This window comes from Silvibacterium bohemicum, from assembly GCF_001006305.1.
Classification (GTDB): domain Bacteria; phylum Acidobacteriota; class Terriglobia; order Terriglobales; family Acidobacteriaceae; genus Silvibacterium; species Silvibacterium bohemicum.
Genome location: NZ_LBHJ01000014.1, coordinates 1 through 20630 on the forward strand (window position 1 = coordinate 1; position 20630 = coordinate 20630).

General features: G+C 60.1%; 17 protein-coding genes. 8 read left to right on the forward strand and 9 right to left on the reverse strand.

Going from position 1 to position 20630, the window contains the following annotated elements; translation table 11 throughout:
• Positions 1–143 precede the first annotated feature (143 nt).
• The 3 genes from XX99_RS19965 to XX99_RS19975 form a co-directional block, all read right to left on the reverse strand.
• The gene (locus XX99_RS19965) at positions 144–1058 is read right to left on the reverse strand and encodes a response regulator (protein WP_050061191.1); all 915 of its coding nucleotides are present in this window, start codon (positions 1056–1058) and stop codon (positions 144–146) included.
• Positions 1059–2065: 1007 nt separating this feature from the next.
• Positions 2066–2938: a bifunctional DNA-formamidopyrimidine glycosylase/DNA-(apurinic or apyrimidinic site) lyase gene (gene mutM, locus XX99_RS19970; protein WP_050061192.1), complete on the reverse strand. Its 873-nt coding sequence runs from the start codon at positions 2936–2938 to the stop codon at positions 2066–2068.
• Between the two features lie 43 nt (positions 2939–2981).
• Entirely contained in the window at positions 2982–3827 is an 846-nt protein-coding gene (locus tag XX99_RS19975) for a YbaY family lipoprotein (protein ID WP_050061193.1), read from the reverse strand.
• A 163-nt stretch (positions 3828–3990) separates the two neighbouring features.
• Between XX99_RS19975 and XX99_RS27385 the strand changes: the two genes are divergently transcribed.
• From XX99_RS27385 to XX99_RS19990, 4 genes are all read left to right on the forward strand, one after another.
• Positions 3991–4140: a hypothetical protein gene (locus XX99_RS27385; RefSeq protein ID WP_184085248.1), complete on the forward strand. Its 150-nt coding sequence runs from the start codon at positions 3991–3993 to the stop codon at positions 4138–4140.
• 200 nt (positions 4141–4340) lie between these two features.
• Positions 4341–5657 (forward strand): adenylosuccinate synthase, encoded by a 1317-nt coding sequence (locus tag XX99_RS19980; RefSeq protein WP_050061194.1) that lies wholly within the window; start codon positions 4341–4343, stop codon positions 5655–5657.
• Between the two features lie 187 nt (positions 5658–5844).
• Positions 5845–6132, forward strand: a complete 288-nt coding sequence (locus tag XX99_RS19985) for a putative quinol monooxygenase (protein WP_050061195.1) — start codon at positions 5845–5847, stop codon at positions 6130–6132.
• A gap of 259 nt (positions 6133–6391) precedes the next feature.
• Entirely contained in the window at positions 6392–6886 is a 495-nt protein-coding gene (locus tag XX99_RS19990) for a nuclear transport factor 2 family protein (protein WP_050061196.1), read from the forward strand.
• A 21-nt stretch (positions 6887–6907) separates the two neighbouring features.
• Here the strand turns inward: XX99_RS19990 and XX99_RS27390 are convergent, their stop codons facing one another.
• Together XX99_RS27390 and XX99_RS19995 are read right to left on the reverse strand one after the other, a co-directional pair.
• The gene (locus XX99_RS27390; protein ID WP_156186103.1) at positions 6908–7060 is read right to left on the reverse strand and encodes a hypothetical protein; all 153 of its coding nucleotides are present in this window, start codon (positions 7058–7060) and stop codon (positions 6908–6910) included.
• A gap of 4 nt (positions 7061–7064) precedes the next feature.
• Complete coding sequence (locus XX99_RS19995) at positions 7065–8240, reverse strand: M20 family metallopeptidase (protein ID WP_082125766.1); 1176 nt, start codon at positions 8238–8240, stop codon at positions 7065–7067.
• A 105-nt stretch (positions 8241–8345) separates the two neighbouring features.
• On the opposite strand from XX99_RS19995, the gene lpxC reads away from it, so the two are divergent.
• Positions 8346–9302, forward strand: coding sequence for a UDP-3-O-acyl-N-acetylglucosamine deacetylase (lpxC, locus tag XX99_RS20000; protein WP_050061197.1), 957 nt, complete (start codon positions 8346–8348; stop codon positions 9300–9302).
• Between the two features lie 30 nt (positions 9303–9332).
• Here lpxC and XX99_RS20005 read toward each other — a convergent pair whose 3' ends face one another.
• Complete coding sequence (locus tag XX99_RS20005) at positions 9333–10508, reverse strand: lactonase family protein (protein WP_156186104.1); 1176 nt, start codon at positions 10506–10508, stop codon at positions 9333–9335.
• Between the two features lie 99 nt (positions 10509–10607).
• Here XX99_RS20005 and XX99_RS20010 point away from each other — a divergent pair, with 99 nt between their 5' ends.
• Positions 10608–12203 carry a phytoene desaturase family protein gene (locus tag XX99_RS20010; RefSeq protein ID WP_050061199.1) on the forward strand — a complete coding sequence of 532 codons (1596 nt, stop codon included), beginning with the start codon at positions 10608–10610 and terminating at the stop codon, positions 12201–12203.
• 35 nt (positions 12204–12238) lie between these two features.
• Here XX99_RS20010 and XX99_RS20015 read toward each other — a convergent pair whose 3' ends face one another.
• Positions 12239–13288 carry a ComEC/Rec2 family competence protein gene (locus XX99_RS20015; protein WP_050061200.1) on the reverse strand — a complete coding sequence of 350 codons (1050 nt, stop codon included), beginning with the start codon at positions 13286–13288 and terminating at the stop codon, positions 12239–12241.
• A 54-nt stretch (positions 13289–13342) separates the two neighbouring features.
• Between XX99_RS20015 and XX99_RS20020 the strand changes: the two genes are divergently transcribed.
• Positions 13343–15553: an alpha-galactosidase gene (locus XX99_RS20020; RefSeq protein ID WP_050061201.1), complete on the forward strand. Its 2211-nt coding sequence runs from the start codon at positions 13343–13345 to the stop codon at positions 15551–15553.
• 61 nt (positions 15554–15614) lie between these two features.
• Here the strand turns inward: XX99_RS20020 and XX99_RS20025 are convergent, their stop codons facing one another.
• Together XX99_RS20025 and XX99_RS20030 are read right to left on the reverse strand one after the other, a co-directional pair.
• Positions 15615–17039 carry an APC family permease gene (locus tag XX99_RS20025; protein ID WP_050061202.1) on the reverse strand — a complete coding sequence of 475 codons (1425 nt, stop codon included), beginning with the start codon at positions 17037–17039 and terminating at the stop codon, positions 15615–15617.
• A gap of 81 nt (positions 17040–17120) precedes the next feature.
• Entirely contained in the window at positions 17121–18992 is a 1872-nt protein-coding gene (locus XX99_RS20030) for an APC family permease (RefSeq protein WP_050061203.1), read from the reverse strand.
• Positions 18993–19138: 146 nt separating this feature from the next.
• Here XX99_RS20030 and gatB point away from each other — a divergent pair, with 146 nt between their 5' ends.
• Positions 19139–20614, forward strand: coding sequence for an Asp-tRNA(Asn)/Glu-tRNA(Gln) amidotransferase subunit GatB (gene gatB, locus XX99_RS20035; RefSeq protein WP_050061204.1), 1476 nt, complete (start codon positions 19139–19141; stop codon positions 20612–20614).
• Positions 20615–20630 lie beyond the last annotated feature (16 nt).

Sequence of the window (20630 nt, forward strand, 5' to 3'; positions counted from 1 at the left end):
TTCCATCAACCCTGCAACCAAACCCCCAAATCAACCTTGACAAATCAGACAGTCGCTGAGTGAAGCGAAGAATCTCGACGATCTCAACTACAAAGGAAAAGCCCGCAAATCGCGGGCTTTTTCCTTTGTGAAGCCATAAACCTCTACTGCACTTGAACTGCGTCGAACTCTTCCTCTTCGTCGAGCCCGTGACGGCGCAACAGATTCGGCAGATTCTGCGAGAACGAGGAACGCGGCATGACCACGTCGCAGCCTGCTTCCACCGCCTTCACCTTCAGGTCGCCCTGGATGTGCGACAGGAAGCCGATGATCGAGGTCTTGCCCTTCTTCAGCTTGGTGCGGATCTTCGGGATGAGCGTGAGCGGCTTGGCATTCGCGTTGTTGAGGTCGAACACAATCAGCGACGGCCGATCCTGCTCCGCCCCTTCGGCGAGCTTGGCGACGATATCCTTCTCCGCCTTGACGAAGCCGACCTTGATGCCCAGCTTGCGCGCCGTCTCCTGAATCTTCGCTAAAACGAAGAGATCTTCGATGAAGCAGTAGATGCGCGTGGGAGCGTCTTCGCGGATGGGCACCACCGGCTGGTGATCATGGGAAGAGTACGCCTCATTCGCATAGCTGTGGTGGCTATGGCCGTTGCCATTGATGTTGCCATTCCGCAATTCGATTGTGGAGGGCGGGGAATCAGCCACATTGCCGTTGGCCACGCGATAGCTGTGATCCATCGGTCCGACAAAGACCTGCTGCTTGCGTGGCTTACTTTTGCGCCGGCCGCCACCACCACCGCCGCGGCCATTTTGCTGAGCGTCACCGCCGCCGTTTCCATTTTTCTGGAAGAAGCGGTTCTGGCTGGACGGCTTGTTGGCCTTCGGGCCTTGATTGGATTGACCGTGTTGTTGTTGTCCCTGGGGGGCGGCGGCCTGACCGTTGGCCTGGGCAGCGGGCTTGTTGCCCTTGCGTCTGCGGCGTCGTCTGCGATGTCCCTGTCCTTGGGACTGCCCTTGCGGCGCTTGCCCTTCAGGCAAGGACGCCTCTGGCTGGTTCTGCTCTGTTGTCATGCTTGCACTTCCTCGTGCGTGGTGACTGATCGGTGCTTTCGCACGTTACTGAAAGACAGCGGAATCCGGCTTGCGCTGCCACGTTACGGTTAAAGATGCCGGAGAATGTTTTTGACCTTCCATGGCTCAGCGGTGGATCCGAGACAGACAGTTGCGCTGCTGGTAGGGGCCAGGCGGCAAACCGAACGGATTAACAGATCGCAATGGAGACAAATGCTTTGAAACCCTAACAACGGATGTTGTCATTCAACCATGGTTCCAGCTAGGTACAACCTCGAAGTCCACATGGACCACAGTGAGGCTCATCAGTTGAATCTTGTTTGACTCTCGAGAATTGCGGCGAGCCCTTCGTCCCAAGAGTTGGACATCAGCCGCTCGATAGGCAAAGACGATACTACTCTTCCCGGATGCGGCTGACAAGTGGCTAAAAGCAAGATTCCCTAAATTTAAGATTTCTAGGCGTTTTCCGGGAGTTTTCTGAGCATCATTTTTTCCCTGGATTCTTCCCAAAGCCCTCGTCGATATTGTCTCGGTCATTGGGATGCCAGCGCATCGGCCGGAGTTTCGCCGCGGAACCGAATTTTCCTATCAGTGACGCATCATAGGTTGACGATTGAGATTCCGGCGAAGTTAAGCTTAAACAGAAAAACCACCGGATCGCGGTGGCTTTTCTTAGATTGCAAGGGCCAGTCGCTGGCCTCCCTGAAATTCCGCCTACTCTTCGAATCGAAGAGTTTCGGATTGGTCGCCCCGGACTTGGGCAGAATCTCATTGGATTCTGACTCTCAGCGTCCGGAACTTGTGTTTTCGGCTCTTCTCTATTTTTGAGAGCCTGTGCATCCCTGGCACTTACCTATAAGCAATCGTTATGCCGTTCGGAAGACTGAATAGAATGTGCGGTTTAGGGATTTATGGGAAGTCGAGAATCCGATTTATGGAAGGCTGGCTCTCGGCAAGCTTCGTAAAACCATACTTACGCCGTCCGGGAAGGGAGCTAAGAACGCCCGTCAGCGCTGGCAGTTCGGGCAGTAGTGCGTCCCGCGTCCTGCCAGCACGGTACGGCGGATCGGCGTGCCGCAGATCAGGCAGGGCTCGCCGGTCCGCATGTAAACCCGGTGCTCCAGCTGGAAGAAGCCGGCCACGCCATCCGCGTCCACGTAGTCGGAGACCGATGATCCTCCCAGCGCGATGGCGTTCTCGAGAACGGCCTGGAGCGCCGCATGGAGGGCGAGCAGCCGGGGCCGGGTGAGGCGTCCGGCTATGCGGGCCGGCCTGATGCGGGCGCGAAAGAGGCTCTCATCGGCGTAGATGTTGCCCACCCCATGCAGAAGAGACTGGTTGAGCAAAGCCGCCTTGATGGAAAGCTTGCGGCCGCGAAAGAGCTGAACGAACTCCTCGGCTGAGATCGAGAGCGGCTCGCGGCCTGGCCCGCGAAAGCCGGATTTATCCTCGCCGGTAGGCGTGTGCAGTGCCAGCCGGCCAAAGCGCCGTGCGTCCACGAACCGCAGCTCGCGGCCGGAGCTCAGCCGGAGAATGGCATGCGTGTGAGCCGGAACAGGCACATCCCGCGCTGAAACCAGTAGGCGGCCGGTCATGCCAAGGTGCACGATCCATTGCTGGGAGGCAACTTTGGCCTCGAGATTTCCAGCGTTGGGCTTTCCAGATCGGCGATTCTTGTCCGCCGCAAGGTCGAAGACGATGTGCTTGCCCACACGGTAGACCTTCTCGATCCGGCTTCCGGACAGAGCCTGAACCATCACATCGGGATCGGTCTTGAAGGGCTCTTTGTAGCCGCTGAGCCAGACATCCTCGATGCGCTCGCCGCGTATGCGCTCATTTACGCCATTGGCGACGGTTTCGACTTCGGGAAGCTCTGGCATCCGTCCTCTATTTTCGCAGAATCGTTTGCGCCCGGCTGCCGAGCTATTGCTGCGAAGCGGCCGCCGTATCCTGCGCTTCGAGCCGGGCCAGCACCTTTGCGCCCTTGCCCAGCAGCGACAGCGTGGAACCGCGGATGCGGTAGCTTTCGGTGATATTGAGGGCGGCGAGAAAAGCCCGCTCCATCGTCGCCACGTCTCCCATGCAGGCCATCATGGTCGATCCCATTTCTTTGAAGTGCAATTCGCGTCCCTCGACCGAATAAGAACCCATCAGCCGGTTGCAGCCCCCCGATCCTTCGACGCGATCCGTCTTGCCGACAAGCTTGATGTAAGCCTGCGGAGAATCGTTCTGAGGCGCTTTGCCGTCGACTTCAGCGAGATTCCATTGGGTATCGATCAGCGGAGTGTGAGCGGCCTGGCCGCTGGGAAGCTGCCCATACTGCGCACTGACCTGCTCCAGATCGATGGCCAGATTGTCGGCAGGCGCACCCTGGGTAAGAACCGGATACGTGCTGGTGGAGGTGAACATCAGGCGTCCGCCAGACGTGATTTTGGCCACGACCTCATAGCGGTGAGAGGGATCGATTGCCGCGGAATCGTATTTGACGGCAAATTTGATCGGCATCTGGTGACCCTTGGTCGGAATATCCTGCTCCGCGAGGGATTTTGCCGTGCCGTCCGCTGAGATCTCCTGGAGGATCACATGCACCGCGGCGTCGTCAGGGAGCGCGACGCGCTGATGGTACCGGACCGAACCCTTCAGGACATGCGTCGCTGACGGGGAAGGGTTGGCGCTCGACTGTCCCGGTGAATCTGATTGGGCCAGAGAAGGAAGGGCCACGCCGAGCGGCAAAAAAAGCAAAACGACAGCAAGCTTCGATTTCAACATGCAGGAAATGCCTCTTGCACCAAATTACTCCAACGGGTTTTCCGGCCTGCGGTCAGCCGCGGACAGGCCTTTTCCTATTTCATAGGTGCGCGGCAGCTATCGGTAACGAAATTCCCGCTATCGCCGATCAACGCTATGTGGAGCCTTCGCATCCATCCTGATTATGATCCGCAAACTCAAATCCGGTGAATATCGTTTGTACTCGCGTAAGAAGGATGAAGCGACCGGCAAGCGCCGCAACCTGGGAACCTTTTCCAGCATGGAAAAGGCAAAGCAGCACGAGCGTGAGGTTCAGTACTTTAAGAAGCACTGAGTCTGGCGTTTCTCTGTCGATCTCTTCCTTTCGTAGGGGGCGGCCACGATATATCATTAGATACCGGGTGGAACAGTCTGCCACGCGGACCCATTCCATTTGTCCTCGCCACTCCCTGACAGGTCAGGCTACAAAATCCGGTAGGCGGCGTGTGCGACAAGGTACAGCAAAATTTAGTTCGAGATAGGCATCAGGAAGACATGCGCGCAAAGACAGCGGTAGTGGTAGGCGCCCAGTGGGGCGATGAAGGTAAAGGCAAGATTGTTGACGTACTCTCCGATCGATTTGCGATCGTAGCCCGCTACGCCGGCGGCCACAACGCCGGCCACACGGTCATCATCCGCGGGAAGAAGTTCATCCTGCAGCTGGTTCCATGCGGAGTGCTGCGTCCCGATTGCCAGGCGGTCATCGGCAACGGCGTGGTTCTCGATCCCATGGCCTTCCTGAAGGAGATCGGCAAGCTGCGCGATCTGGGCGTGAATGTAGACGAGCAGCTTTTCGTCTCCAACCGGGCGCAGGTCATCCTGCCTTACCACCGCATGATTGAATTGGCTGCGGAGAGCGCTCCGGGACGGCAGAAGATCGGCACCACCAGCCGCGGCATCGGGCCGGCCTATGAAGACAAGATGGCGCGCAACGGCCTGCGTGTCGTCGACATGATGAATCGCAATCTGCTCAAGACTCACATCGAGAATGCCTGCCACGAGAAGAATGCCATCGCTCACGCGCTCTTCGGCACCGAGCCTCTTGATCCCGCGCAGATGTACGAGGATTACGCGCGCGCGGCGGAACAGGTCGCTCCCTTCGTTACCGATACCTCGGCGCTGCTCAACAACGCCATTCGCGCCGGCAAGAGCGTGATGTTCGAAGGTGCGCAGGGAACCATGCTCGACATCGATCACGGCACCTACCCCTTCGTGACCTCGTCTTCGGCCACCGCCGGCGGAGCCGTTACCGGCACTGGAGTCGGCCCCACCGCGATCGGCACGGTGATCGGTGTGACCAAGGCTTACGTCACGCGCGTCGGAGAAGGACCGTTTCCCACCGAATCGCACGATGAGTCCGGTGAGCTGCTGCGTGCTCGCGGCAATGAATTCGGAGCGGTCACGGGCAGGCCGCGGCGCTGCGGATGGCTGGATCTGCCCCTGCTCCGCTACTCCAACCAGGTGAACGGCACCGAATGGCTGGTGGTGACCAAGCTCGACGTGCTCGATGGCCTGGAGGAGATTCCGGTCTGCACCGGCTACGAGATCAACGGCAAGCGGGTGGACACCATGCCGGCCGACGTTCGGGGACTTGATTCCATCAAGCCGGTTTACACCAAGCTCAAGGGCTGGAAAGACACTTCGGAAGGAATCGTCGAATTCGACAAGCTGCCGCAGGCTGCCCAGGATTATCTGCGCTTCCTGGAGCGGGAGTCCGGAGCCCGGATCGGCATGGTTTCGACTGGTCCGGATCGCGAGCAGACCATGCTCCTGCCGGAATTCGAAAAAGCATTGACGGATATCCAAGGCTAAGTTGAGCCATGGTCCGGAATTTCCGGATGTGGCGAGGGTAAGGCGCTGCAACGGCCGCGAATCGTGCGGTTGAGAAGGCGGTCAGGATAGATTTGAGAAGGCTTTTCGCCGCCGCCATTAACCGCTTGTTATCTAGCCGGGTGTAACGCACAATCGATTTGCTTCAGAAAGCGTCAGGTGTAGGATCATGATCAGCTTTACCGTTCGGATGAAGTTCAAACCCGAGGATCGCGCCGAGATTCAAGAGGCTCTGCGTGGTGTAACGGAAGCCTCGCGTAAGGAGCCGGGCTGCGTGAGTTACATCCCGCACACGGTCGAGTCGGAGCCGGATATCGTCGTCATTTATGAGCAGTACCGCGACGCGGCCGCCCTGGACGCACACCGCGCTTCCGCGCATTTCAAAAAATATGTCGTGGGTGGTCTCTACCAGCGCATGCTCGAGCGTTCGGCGGAAAATTTGAACGCGGTCGCTTGAGGCTATTCGGCGATGGGCTTCCTGTTGCGTTTCCCGACACGCTCTCCATTCCGCGCCCTGGAATCGATTTCATCGGCCACGCCGTGCAACGGACCCGAAGCGTCTGATGATCGTGTCTAATAAGTGGAGACGGCATTCCCGCCAGATTCACAAAATGAGGCTTTCGCCACCCCAAAGCGCACGTTCGGTCAATCTTTTTGACTCGCTCCGCGATTGCGGTCTACCATCCGATACGCACATGCAACGAAGAAGCCGTCTTTTGGGATCTTTCCGCGGCACAGCGGCCTGCATCTTGCTTGTCGCAACGCTCGGGCTGGTGCTTCCGCGCTCGGCCTTCGCTCTCCCGCGTCACGAAAATCATGCCCTCCACAAAGAAATCGAAGCTCTGGAGATGCAGTGGCGTCAGGCCGTGATCGCAAATGACGTCGGCCAGATGGATCATCTGCTGGCAGACGACTATATCGGCATCAGCGCCAACGGGACGGTTGAGACCAAGGCTCAGGCCTTGGCCTTGCGCAAGGCGGGGACCGTGAAGATCAGCCAGCTTGACCTCACCGACCTCAAGGTCCGGGTCTACGGCGATACCGCCGTAGTGACTTCGCAGGCCGATCTGCAGGGAACCAACGGGCAGAGCAACATTAGCGGCAATTATCGCTATACACGCGTCTACAACCGCCGCCTGGGTCAATGGAAGATCGTCAGCTTCGAGGCCAGTCGCATGCACGACGCCGATGCCCGTTCGGGCAAGCACTAAGTTTGGTTCGATAGAGGAAATTTATCGGCTGGCTACCGGAGGTAGTTTGGGCTCAAGCTCTCCGTCGGAATTCTCCGCTGGGAACGGCCGTTCGGAACTCGGCGCTGCCACGATCAAAACCAGCACGATGAGCAGGGAGACCGCGAGCAATCCGTATTCGACCAGTCTCAGCATGGCTTCATTCCTCCGGTTTCATCAACATCGCTGCAAGCAGCGCCGTACGCGGCCCAAGATCCTTCAGCAGTAGCGACTCGTGCGTTGCGTGCGCTCCTTCGCCTACCGCTCCCATTCCATCCAGAGTCGGAATTCCAAGCGCCGAAGTGAAGTTTCCATCCGACCCGCCGCCGGTGGCGGCTTCCTGCAGGTCAAAACCCATGGCGCGGGCGAGAGTTGCTGCGCGCTTGAACAATGCCACCGTGCCGCGACTACGTTCCATAGGCGGACGGTTCAGGCCCCCCTCCACCTTCAAGACGCACTGCTTATCTCGAGCACGCAAGCGGCGAAACTGCCGATCCACCCTCGCCGCATCGATCTTTCTAGCGACGCGTACATCGACTTCGGCTGATGCTTCGGCTGCTACTACGTTAGACCGGGTTCCCCCCTGAATGGTTCCAACATTTACCGTAATTCCACGTTGCATATCTGTGAACCCGTGAATTGCTTCGATCTGATGAGCCAGCTCCGCAATGGCGGAGTGCCCGCTCGCGAAGTCGATGCCGCTATGCGCAGCGACGCCTGTGATGTGAATGCGGTAATGCCCCACGCCCTTGCGCGCCGTCTTATAGGCGCCAGGATAAAGCCCTTGCGCCGGTTCGAGGACGTACACCGCGGCGCACTCTCCGGCAATCCTCTCGGTCACCGCTCGCGACACCGGACTGCCCACCTCTTCCTCGCTCACCAGGAGCAGCACGACGGGAGGCATCGCCGCGCCGTAACGCTGTTGCAGCGTTTCGATGGCCGCGAAGGCCATGGCCACGCCCGCCTTCATGTCCAGCACGCCAGGGCCCCAGACCCGTCCGCTGTCAATGCGAAAGGGCATCTTGGCCAGCGTGCCGATGGGCCAGACCGTATCCAGGTGGCCGAGCAGTAAGATCGGTTTTACGGCGCGGCCCCTGCGGCCGAAACGAACCTCCAGCAGGTCGCCGAAATTTTTCTGCCGGTGCCGCCGGACCCGGCCTCCCATCGACTCCGCACGCTTGGCCGCCAGGTCCACGCAGCGGTCGACGGCGGCTTTGTCATCGCTGGGGGACTCAAGTTCGACAAGTAATTGGAGGAACTTGAGGAGCTCGGGGAGGTTCGCCTGCGCCTCGGCTGAATCGGCGGTCTTGTTGGAAGTAATTGATTGGAATGACATTAGTTACCTTGCAAATAGTCACATATCAGTTTCGAGGGCGGACAGTCCAGCCGCGAAAGTGTGTCAAATACGCAACAATGAAACTTTCAATTCCGAAGTTAGTCTATGCCTTCGTGCCCATTTTTGGGCGAGGATGTTGGCTTGACGGAAAACGCGCACCTGGAACAGACGCTTGGCGCTCCAGTAGATTTTTCGGGCATCGGTCTTCACAGCGGAGCCCCGGTTCATATGCGGCTTCTGCCCGCACCCGCCGGAACCGGAATCATCTTTCGCCGCACTGATCTCGATAATTTTGAAATCCCGGCCCGCAGCCGGAATGTCGCCAAAGTCAGCTATGCAACCAGCCTGATGCGCCAGGGCGTGCTGATCTCGACCACCGAACACCTCCTCTCGGCATTCATCGGCATGGGCGTAGATAACGTCATCGTGGAGCTCGACAATCTGGAGCTGCCCATCCTGGATGGCAGCGCGCTGCCTTATGTCGAAGCCTTCGAGCAGATTGGCCTGAAAACTCAGCGGCGCCGCCGCGAATACATCCGCATCCTCAAAACCGTCGAGGTCCGCGAGGGCGATAAGTTCATTGGCGTCTATCCCGGCGAAGGCTACAGCGTCTCCTACAAGATCGATTTCCCCTCACCCATCGGCGGCCAGGGTTTTGTCGTGGACCTGGCGACGCGCAACTACGGCGTGCAGATCGCTCCGGCGCGCACCTTCGGATTCAAAGAAGACGAGCAGAAGCTGCGCGACATGGGGCTGATCCGTGGCGTGTCGGAGTCGAGCGCCATCATCCTCGACCGCAAGGGCGTGCTTAACGGTCCGCTCCGCTTCCGCGACGAGTTTGTCCGCCACAAGGTTCTGGACCTGATCGGCGATCTGGCCCTGGCCGGCCATCACATTCTCGGCCACGTGGTCGCCGAGCGTGCCGGCCATGCCATGCACACAGCGCTGGTCTCGCGTCTGCTCAAGGATCGCTCCACCTGGGAGCTGACCACAATCGAGCGCGAGCCATACAAGCAAAAGGCCAAGCTGCCGGCGCGATCTGGCGCGCTCGTTACAGCCTGACCCTTCGTTCCTTAAGAAGCTCCCGACCTTCTACAAGAAAACCAGGCATTGGGGCTTGGAAATGCCGCTGTTGGTGGCCTTTTCTGCAAGTTTTCCGCTGCTCTCGTCGCGGCGGATGATGGCAATGTCGTCCGAGCTCTGGTTCGCCACCAGCAGCCACTTCTCCGTGGGATCGAGCGCGATGTGGCGGGGCACTTTGCCTCCGCATGAGGTCCGCGCCAGGAAGGTCAACTTGCCGGTCGCAGGATCGACCTCGAAGCTGCTCAGCGTATCGTCGCCGCGGTCGGCGGCATAGGCGAATTTGCCGTCGCGGGTGATGACGATTTCCGATCCGGTCATCGTGTCGCCCGTGAAACCATCCGTCTTGATGCTCACCTTCTGGACCGGGGTGAGCGTTCCCGCCTTCGCATCCCAGCGCAGCACGACAACGGCGCATGCCATCTCTTCGACGCAGTAGGCCCAGCGGCCGTTCGGATGAAAACGCAAGGCGCGCGGCCCTGCACCGGGATCGGAGTTCCATTGCGCGGGGCTGTTCGGAGTGAGCTTGGCGGTTGCCGCATCCAGCTTGTAGATGTGAATGCAGTCGAGGCCAAGGTCGTTCACCAGAAGGAAGTGATTATCCGGCGAGACGGTAACCCGGTGCGCGTGGGGGCCTTCCTGCCGTTCATGATCGGGTCCGTGGCCCTCGAACTGAAAATGCGAGACCGGCTGGCTCAGTCCGCCGGAAGCATCGACATGAAACGACGCGATACTGCCGTTGTTATAGTTGGCGCAGAAGACAGCGCGGCCTGTCTGGTCGATGGTCACATGGCAGGTGCCGGTGCCTTCGGCAGGTACGGCATCGATGAAGGTGAGCTTCCCTGAATCGCCGCCGACTGAGAAGGCGCTCACGCCGCCGCTCTTGGCTCCGCCGAAATGGTCAATCTCATTCGCGGCGTAAAGATATTTGCGATCGGGAGAGAGCGCGAGAAAGGTCGGATTGTCCGCCCACGCGGCGAGACCGATCGCAGTCAGCTCGCCGGCATCGGAGTTCCAGCGATAGGCATAGATGCCTTTGCTCGAGGCCTGCGTCTGCGTGCCCACCAGGAGGATGTTGTTGCTCGAATCCGCAGCCATGGCGCGCCATCCCTGAGCGGCAACGGGAGCGATGGCTAGGCCCTGCGCGAGCGTGCGAACAAAGCGGCGGCGATTCATGTTGGAAGTCATCGCAACATCATCTCCCATGGTCCGAGAATTCGGCAAATACACCGACTATTGCCAATGGAGTGGCCGATTAATAGATACTGTCTCTTCGGAGACCGCCCCTTGCCGCAAGCTTCGTCGCCCACCGCCGCCCTTCTCGGAAGAATCGGACTCCCAGCTCCTATTCGCCAACTTGCCTCGCAATCATGGGACGCCATCGTCGTAGGCGCGGGACACAATGGTCTGGCCTGCGCTACTTACCTTGCCCGCGCCGGCAAGCGCGTCCTGGTGCTGGAGAGCCGCGAGCGCGTGGGGGGCGCCTGCACCATCGAAGAGCCTTTCCCTGGCGTGAAGATGTCGCCCTGCGCCTATCTCGCCGGTCTCCTGCATCCGCTCATCGTCGAAGAGTTGAATCTGCCAGCGCGCGGCTTTCGCTGGTCGCCGGCGGTGAATGGCCTCTTCGTGCCTTTCCTCGATGGATCGAGCGTGCAGCTGTGGGACGACGACGACCGCTGCTGCGAAGAGATCAACAGCTTTGCTCCCGGCGACGTGGAGGGATGGCATGCCATGAGCGACGTCATCCGCCGCCTGCGGAATGCCCTGCGTCCCGAAGGCGATAACGATCTCTGGATCGGCGATGCCCCAACCGTGGAAGAGATTGAAGCGCGTCTCGGAAACGATGCCGAGGCCCGCCACGTGCTCTTCGACTGGTCGATGGCTGAGTTCGTCGAACACTATCTCAGCGACGAGCGGTTGCAGACCGCGTATCTCGGCCAGGGCGTGATCGGCACCAATGCCAGTCCTTTCGATCCCGGCACAGCTTCCATTCGCTTCCATCATTCCTCAGGCAGGCTTGGCGGCATGCCGGGGATGTGGGGCTACGTACAGGGCGGCATGGGCATGGTCTCCTTTTTCCTCTGTGATGCCGCGCGAGAAGCTGGAGCCACCATCGCAGCGGGCGTACCGGTGGCGCAGATTTTGCCCGGCGAAGGCGTGCTGCTCGAGGGTGGCGAGAGAATTGCCGCGCCGCTGGTCATCTCCAATGCTGACCCGCGCCGAACGTCGGCGATGCTGGGCGATGCCGTTGATCCAGGCTGGCGCCAGCAGGTGGATTCTGTTCCCATTGAGGGCTGTACCGTGAAGCTGAATGTGCTGCTCAGCGAGCTGCCGGACTTCACCGCGCGCCCGGGAATGCCCCGCCCCCATCACTTCGGGCAGATCAACGCCCCGCTGACCAAAGAAGAATGGAAGTCTGGATTCGCGGCTGCGAAGCGCGGTGAACTTCCCGAGCATCTCTGGTGCGAGATTTACTTCCAGAGCGTTCACGACGCGACCGTCGTCCCTGCGGGACAGCACACCATGAGCATCTTCGCGCAGTACGTGCCCTATCAATTCGCAACTGGATCATGGGAGACGCGGCGCGAGGAGGTCCGATCCTTAGCGCTGAAGTCCCTCGGCCGCTTCTGCTCTAACATCGACTCCGCTGTCGTCGACGCGCAGGTGCTGGGACCGCCCGATATCGAAGAAAAGGTCGGGCTCACCGGCGGCCACATCTTCCAGGGCGAGTGCCTACCGCCGTACATGTGGTCGAAGCGGCTGAGGGCCCGCACGCCCATGCCCGGTGTTTACCTCTGCGGAGCATGCACGCACCCCGGCGGCTCGGTCATCGGCATCAACGGCCGCAATGCGGCCATGGCCGTGCTGAAAGACCTGGGCTAGCCAAGGCTTTCAGCTTCATTCGGCCAGTTTTTTTCTTATTTCGCCGGATACTTCTTCGTCGCTCCCGTCCGCGAATTGAAGACATCGAAACCGCCGTTGCCGTATGCGGCCACCTTGAAATAGTGGCCCGAGTCCTGCCCATGCACATTCGCGATGCGCACCTCGTCGACATTATTTTCGGGACCACCCTCCTCGGAATAGTGCAGCTGCCAGAGGTCTTCGAGACCGGGTGTCTTGTTGATAATCTTCAGCGTCGAGGTCGAGCCGCCTTTGGTCGCTCCGTTGTCCATGATGGCGACGCGCGGCGTGATGGCGTAGACCAGCGCGGGGCTGCTGCTGTGGTCCCAACCATGATGCGAGACGACCAGCAGGTCGATATGCCCCACTTTGTTGTTCGGGCACATCAGCTCCATCTCCTTGTCCCAGGTAAGGTCGCCGAGATCGAGGATGCGCAGCTTATGAAAGGAGATGACCACACCCAGCGATCGGGCGTTCTCGGTCTGGTCGGCAGGGCGCTGCTCCGATTGCGCGCAGAAGGGATTGGGTTGGCCCGCTCCTGGCAGAGGCTGAGCGATCAAATTGCCATCCGAGCTGACGACCTTCACCTGCAGGCCGGGTATCGGCAGCGTGTCTCCCACCTTGGGCACGAGGTGTCCATAGTGGCCCTCGGCCAGCACCTTTTGGTAGGCTGCCGCCACGTCCACAGTGGTCTTGTCCGTGGTCTCGCGGTTCGGGCCGTGGTCGATAAACGTGCCGACGGGAATCTTCGCCACCAGCTGCGGAACGCCGCCGGTGTGATCGACGTGATTGTGCGTCAAGAGCACGTAGTCAATGCGCTGCAGACCTGCGTCCTTGGCCGCGGCTACAATCCGATTGGCGTCCCGGCTCTCGTTTCCGGGCCAGCCCGTATCGATAAGCAGGGATTTATGCTCGGGGGTAACGAAAAGTGTGGACTGTCCACCTTCGACGTCGATGAAGTAAATTTGCAGGGGCGCATGCGATTGGGCCGGAAGTTGAAGCGGAGCGAAACAGAGGGCGGCAACGGCAAGCAGCAGTAGAACGGATTTGGCGGCACGCGAAGTCATACCAAGAAATGTAACTCCGCCAACGCAAGACGTGCATACAGGAGAGCTAATTTCATGAGATCGGCGCTGAAATTTGTAACCGTTTTCTTTTTTGCAGCAGTAACAGCAGCCGGCGCACAGAACGCCGTCCGCTTCGATTCCTCCGCCAAGGTCTTTCGCCTCGATGGGGGAGACGTCTCCTACGCCTTCGGCATTAACGATCGGAACGAGCTGCAGCCGCTGTATTGGGGATCGCGCCTTGGGGCTGCAGATAGCTTTCCGCCGGCGCATACCAACGAAGGCAATGCTTCGTTCGATATGTCCACTAGCGCCACGCCGCAGGAGTTCGCGGGCTGGGGTGCCGGACTTCAGCTGGAACCGGCGCTCAAGATCACCTTCCCCGATGGCAACCGGGACCTCGTGCTGCACTATGTCTCCCATCGCATCGAAGGCAACACGCTTTCGATCCGTCTGAAGGACGTCGAGCGCGAGGTCTTCGTCGAGCTTCGCTACGAGATAGACCCTGCCACCGGCATCCTCGGGCGCTCGGCGAAGATCGAAAACAAAACAGCGGCGGCGTTGATGATCGAACAGGCAGCCGCTGCGACGTGGACCCTCCCTCACGGCACGAACTACACTCTCGACTCGCTCACCGGGCGCTGGGCTGGCGAAGATCAGCTGCAGCAGGAGGCGATGCACCAGGGGCAGCGGGTGCTTGAAAGCCGGCGCGGATCAACCGGGCACCAGAACGATCCATGGTTCGCCATCGAGCGCGCTCACACCAACGACCAGGATGCCGGCGATGTATGGTTCGGCGCGCTGGCCTGGAGCGGCTCGTGGCGCATCACCGTGGAGCAGGATCTCCTCAACCAGGTGCGCGTGACCGGCGGATACAATCCCTTCGACTTCGGTTACAAATTAAATCCGGGCGAGAGCCTGGCGACGCCAGTGTTTTATGGCGGCTATTCGTCGCACGGCATCGGCGAAGCCTCCCGCCTGCTGCACCGCTTCGAGCTGGCGCAGATCCTGCCGCAGCGCCCCAATCCCCATCCGCGTCCGGTGATCTACAACTCATGGGAGGCGACGGAATTTAACGTCACCGAGAGCGGCCAGGAGACGCTTGCCGAAAAAGCTGCCTCCATCGGTGTCGAGCGCTTTGTCGTCGATGACGGATGGTTCGGCCAGCGCAAGGACGATCATGCCGGACTGGGCGACTGGTATGTGAACCAGCAGAAGTTTCCGAATGGATTGAAGCCGCTCATCGACAAGGTTCATTCGTTGGGCATGGATTTCGGCCTGTGGGTCGAGCCGGAGATGGTGAATCCCAATAGCGATCTCTATCGCAAGCATCCGGACTGGGTGTTGAACTTTGCCGGGCGTCCGCGCACAGAAGGCCGCAATCAGCTCGTGCTCAACCTGGCTCGTCCCGACGTGCGTGCCTACGTCTTCGGCTTTCTCGACAAGCTGCTATCGGAAAACGACATCGCTTTTCTCAAATGGGATTACAACCGCAACTGGTCCGAGCCGGGCTGGCCCGCGGTTGCTTCCGATGAACAAAAGCAGGTCTATGTGAAGTATGTCGACAACCTGTACGGCATTCTCCGCGAGCTGCGCGAGAAGCATCCCAAGGTCGAGATCGAATCCTGCTCCGGAGGCGGAGGCCGCGTCGATCTCGGCATCCTGCGCTACACCGATGAGGTCTGGCCCTCGGACAACACCGATCCCTTCGACCGGCTGACCATTCAGGACGGCTTCACCTATGCCTACACGCCCGAGGTCATGATGGCCTGGGTCACCGAGACGCCGAGCGGACCCAACTATGCTCCGCTCTCGCTCCAATACCGCTTCCTCTCTTCGATGCAGGGCGGTCTAGGCGTGGGCTCCAACTTGAATCACTGGCAGGCGGAAGACTTCGCCACCGCGAAGCACCTCATCGACGAGTATAAGCAGATTCGCGAGACCGTCCAGCACGGCTCGCTCTATCGGCTCGTTTCGCCGCGCAACGGCAGCGAGCAATCGGTCACGGAATCCGTCTCATCGGATCGCAACCAGGCTGCGGTCTTCGCCTCCCTGCACTCCAGCCAGTTCGGCTACCCCTACCCGCTGCTCTACCTGCGCGGCCTCGATCCCAAGGCTCAATACAAGCTGCACTGGATCACCGCCAAGCCGGGCGGCGACTTACCCGAAACAGCTACAGGCGCGTTCTGGATGAACAGCGGACTGCAGTTGAATCTGATGGGCGACTTCCAGGCCGCCGCCTTCCGGCTGGACCGGGTCGCGCCGTGATTGTGGTGTCCTCGACGCACATTATTCTTTCTCCTGAAGCTCGTCAGAAATGATGACGATGTTAGCCTCGCCGCTTCCTGCGTTCCGCAACCACGAAGACCGCCACGCCCGCACCGATGAGCACAGCGGTCGAAACGAGCACCTTCGCCACCGCCAGGCCCTTGTTCGTCTCATCCTCGCCGGGAATGACCGAGAGCACGATGGTCAGCGCTGTCGTCATGAATCCGATGACAGCAAGCGTTACCGCGACCGGCTTGCCTCCCCGAACGCGGATGACGTCCGGCCCGGCAGGCTGTTTCTGCAGCCGGATCATCGACGCAAACAGGAATAGAAACGGAATGAAGTAGCCGATGATCGACATGCTGACCAGCACGTCGTACGCGCCGCGGACGCTCGTTCCGGCCTGGCTCAGCAAGGCAACGATCATGCCCGCCAATCCGTAGCAGCCAATCGCTATCCATGGAGTTTGAAAGCGTGGATGAATGTGTCCGAAGGCGCGCGGCAGATAGCGATCGATGCCCGCCACGAAAGGCAGCCGCGAGGTGGAAGACAGAAAGGCCGCAGCGCCGCCCACAGCATTCAGGCCCAGCAGCAAGGCGATAGGAACAGCCAGCCACGCAACGTTAAGACGATCGCAGAGCGTCATCATGCCGCGCATGAATCCGTCAACGCCGTGGACCGCGCTGGGAGGCAGCGCCACCAGCAGCGCAGCCGTTCCCGCAATATAGGCCGCGGCAAAGATCGCGCCTCCTGTGAGAAGCGCGCGCGGGATCACGCGGCGCGGATTCTCGATCTCCTCGCCCATGAAGGAGCCGGCCTCGCATCCTCCAAAGGCGAAGAACACGGTTGACCAGAAGATCGCGTTCTTCAGGCTGGGATGGGGAATCAGCTGGGGCCATGCGAAGCTGGTGGCTGAGCCGAAGCGAGCGGCTGAAAGGATTCCGAGACCGATGAGCAGGGAGACCGGCAGAAGGCTACCCAGCGAGCTGACGTTATTGAGCCACTTGCCTGCGTTCACCCCGAGAATATTCGTCACGGTGATGATGCTTAACCAAAGCAGCGCGAAGAGCAGATAGTAGCGGCTGTCGGCGGAGAGATGCTGGCCGCGCTCGCCAAATGCAAAGAGCACCGAGCCCGCGCCGAAATAGAGCACCGCCGGAAAATACGGCAGATTGCTCATCCAGTACGTCCAGGCAGCAATGAACCCGGCAAAGTCGCCGTAGGCCTCGCGGGTCCACACGTAGAGGCCGCCCTCGGCCGGATAGCGCGACGAGAGTTCGAGAACGCAGGCCGCGAGCGGAACGAAAAATCCGCACAAGGCGCATATCCAGACGACAAGAGTGCTTGGCCCCGCCGCTGCAGCCGTCGCTACCCAGCGCACGCTCAGGCCGCTGACGATGTAGAACAGCGTCAGGTCGCGAAAGCGGAGAGCACGCTTTAGCGCAGGCTGCGTTCCGGAATCCGGCGGAGCGGGAAGGATAGCCATTCGAGGCGCAGCATACTGGAATGGCTCCGAATCGCGAAGCAGAATCAGTAGCCGCGCCTGGAATACCTGGATCGAATCGCCTTAAGGTCGCTGCAGATACCAGGGAATATTGATGACCAGGATGCGCTGGTTGCCCTTGAGCAGCAGCAACAGCTTCAGCACATTGGCACGCTGGTTGTGCAGCAGGTTCTCCCACCAGTGCTTCACCACCAGCTCCGGAACCAGCACGGCGATCTGCCGATTCTCGAGTTCCAGCTCCTTGTTGAGAACGAAATCAACGACGGGCGCCAGGATGAACCGGTAGGGCGACTTGAGATTGACTAGTTGCGGAACGGGCAGGTTTGCGGCCTTGAGCGGACCGGCGATCATGTGATCCCAGTCGTCGCAGATGCTCATCGAGTTGTCTTCGGTATCCACATGAACCGCGATGATCTCCGGCGACATGCTCAGGGCGAATCGCAGCCCCTTTTCGGTGATGCGGCTCCAGCGATCGAGCGGAATGATGACCACCGGCGGCTTGATATTTTCCACACGCAGTGGTTGCGCGTTCGCGGTCTCGCGGTTCACGCGCTCGTAGTGGCGGCGCACCCGGGTCATGGTGAAGATGAGCAGCGGCACCAGCAGCGCCGTGACCCACGCGCCGGCGACGAACTTCGCCACCAGCACCACCAGCAGCGTCGATCCGGTAGCAACGGCTCCAATGCCGTTCACCACCATGCGGACTGTTGATCCCGGCCCTTTGTTCTTGCGCCAGTGAACCACCATCCCCGCTTGCGACAGCGTGAAGGCCAGGAAGGCCCCGATCGCGTAGAGCGGGATCAGCCGGTCGGTGACACCTCCAAAGAGGATCAGCAGCACGGCGGTAAAGAACACCAGCGCGTAGATTCCGTGAGAGTGCAGCAGGCGGCGACCGCGCAGGGTGAAGACGTGCGGAAGGTAATCGTGGAAGGCGATGGCCTTGGTCAGACGTGGGAAATCGGCAAAGGCTGTGTTCGCCGAAAGCGAAAGCACCAGCAGGATGGAGGCGATGGTGAGGTAGTAAAACCATCCCCGGCCCATGACCGCGCCGATCAGCTGGGAGAGAACGCTCTGATATCCCGCGCCGCTCGGGTCGGTTGCGCCGATGCCGTAAAAGCGGCAGAGCAAGGCGATGCCCGCCAACAGAACAATGAGCAGCGCGATGATGATAGTGAGGGTGAACTTGGCGTTTTTGGTGGTCGGCTGACGAAAGGCCATCACGCCATTCGAGACAGCTTCCACGCCGGTCATGGCGGTGCAGCCGCTGGCGAACACCTTCAGGAGCAGCCACAATCCGATCATTTCCGTCGCCGGAGGCAGATGCGGCGGCGCAACCACTGGCACCGGATGTCCTCCTCCCGTGACGACACGAACGAGCCCCCATCCAATCACGATCAGAAGCGTGCCTAAAAACAAATATGTCGGGATGAGAAACGCGACGCCGGTATCGCGCACGCCGCGCATATTCACCAGCGTAAGAATCAAAAGGATCAGCAGGCACAATCCCAGCAGATGAGATTGCAGCGCAGGCACTGCCGAAACCAGCGCGCCTACGCCCGCCGAAATGCCCACTGCTGCGGTCAGTATGTAATCGATCATCAGCGCAGAAGCAGCCAGCAGCCCGGCGCCATCGCCGAGATTCTCGGTTGCAACGGTGTACGAGCCGCCGCCGTGAGGATAGGCCTCGATCGTCTGGCGATACGAGAAGTAGACAATGACCAGCAGAATGATGATGGCCGTGCTGATCGGCACAATCAGGTGAACGCCGGCCAATCCCAGGGGGATGAGCAGGGTGAGCGCCGCTTCCGGCCCGTATGCCGCCGAGCTAAGTGCATCCAGGCCGAAGATGGGAAGACCCGCCGAAGGGCCGACCTGTTCGCCGCGTTCTTCGCTGTTGGCCAGGGGTTTGCCGAAGAGCAAATCGAGAATCTGCATTCGTTTTTTGCCTACAGAGCTTAATTTTTAACTGCTTGGATGCAAGGCCGGGTCCATTTGCCTCCCTGGCCGCCGACGCCAGTATGAATGTACACCGGCGCTCCTAAACGAACCATCAAGCATATTGTTAAACTGGAGCTTCCTATATGAGCACCGCTATCAGCATCTCGCCGGAGATTCTCGCCAAGTACGAACCGGTCATCGGTCTCGAAGTCCATGTTCAGCTTCTTACCGAGACCAAGGCCTTCTGCAGCTGCGCCAACCGCTTCGGAGCCGCGCCGAACACCAACATCTGCCCCACCTGCCTGGGATTGCCCGGCGCGCTGCCCGTGCTGAACGAGCGGGCCGTCGAGTTCGCCACGCTGGCGTCGATGGCCATCAACTGCCAGGTGCGCGAGCGGTCCATCTTCTCGCGCAAAAATTACTTCTATCCCGATTCACCCAAGGGCTACCAGATTTCGCAGTATGACAAGCCGCTGGCTGAGGACGGATGGATCGATGTGCCCACGCCGCAGGGCATCAAGCGCATCGGCATCACCCGCCTGCATATGGAAGAGGACGCCGGCAAGAGCCTGCACGATGGCCTTCCCGATTCGGCGAGCTACACCTCCGTCGACCTGAACCGCTGCGGCACACCGCTGGTCGAGATCGTCAGCGAGCCCGACATGCGTACTCCGGAAGAGGCTTACGAATACCTCACTCGGCTGAAGGAAATCCTGCTCTATACCGCGGTCAGCGACTGCAACATGGAAGAAGGCTCGCTGCGCTGCGATGCCAACGTCAGCGTACGTCCGCGCGGCCAGGAGAAGTTCGGGACCAAAGCCGAAGTCAAAAATGTGAACAGCTTCCGGTTTATTCGCTCGGCATTGGAATACGAGATCGAACGCCAGGTGGAATTGATCGAGAACGGCGGCCGTGTCATCCAGGAGACCCGCCTGTGGAATGCCAGCGAGGGCCGCACCTATTCCATGCGGTCCAAGGAGCAGGCCCACGACTATCGCTACTTTCCCGAGCCCGACCTGCCGCCGTTGATCGTCTCGAGCGAATTCAAGGCGATGATTGCGGCCAGGATGCCGGAGCTGCCCGAAGCGCGCCGCGCGCGCATGATCGCCGAGTACGAGATTTCCGAGCAGGATGCAGCCACGCTGACCGCGACTCAGGCCTTCGCCGACCAGTTCGAAGCTGCCGCCAAGGCCGCGAAGAGCCCCAAGCGCGTCGCCAACCTGGTGCAGAGCGAGCTCACCATGCGCCTCAAGCTGAAAGGGCTAGAGCTCGAGCAGTCGCCCATCAGCATGAAGGGCATTGCGCAGGCCGCCGACCTTGCTGAAGAAGGTAAGCTGTCGAGCAAGCAGCTCAAGCAGCTCTTCGATAGCGCTTTCGAAACGGGAGAAGATTTCGGCGTTGTCTACGAGCGCGAGAAGCCGCAGCAGATCAGCGACGCCTCCGCCATCGAGAAGATGATCGACGAAGTCATCGCGGCCAATCCGAAACAAGTCGAGCAGTATCGCGGCGGCAAGAAAACCGTCTCCGCATTTTTTGTCGGGCAGGTAATGAAGCTGTCCAAAGGGCAGGCGAATCCCGCGCTGCTGAATGAGCTGGTGGTCAAGAAGCTGGACAGCTAAAACGCCAGGCTATCTT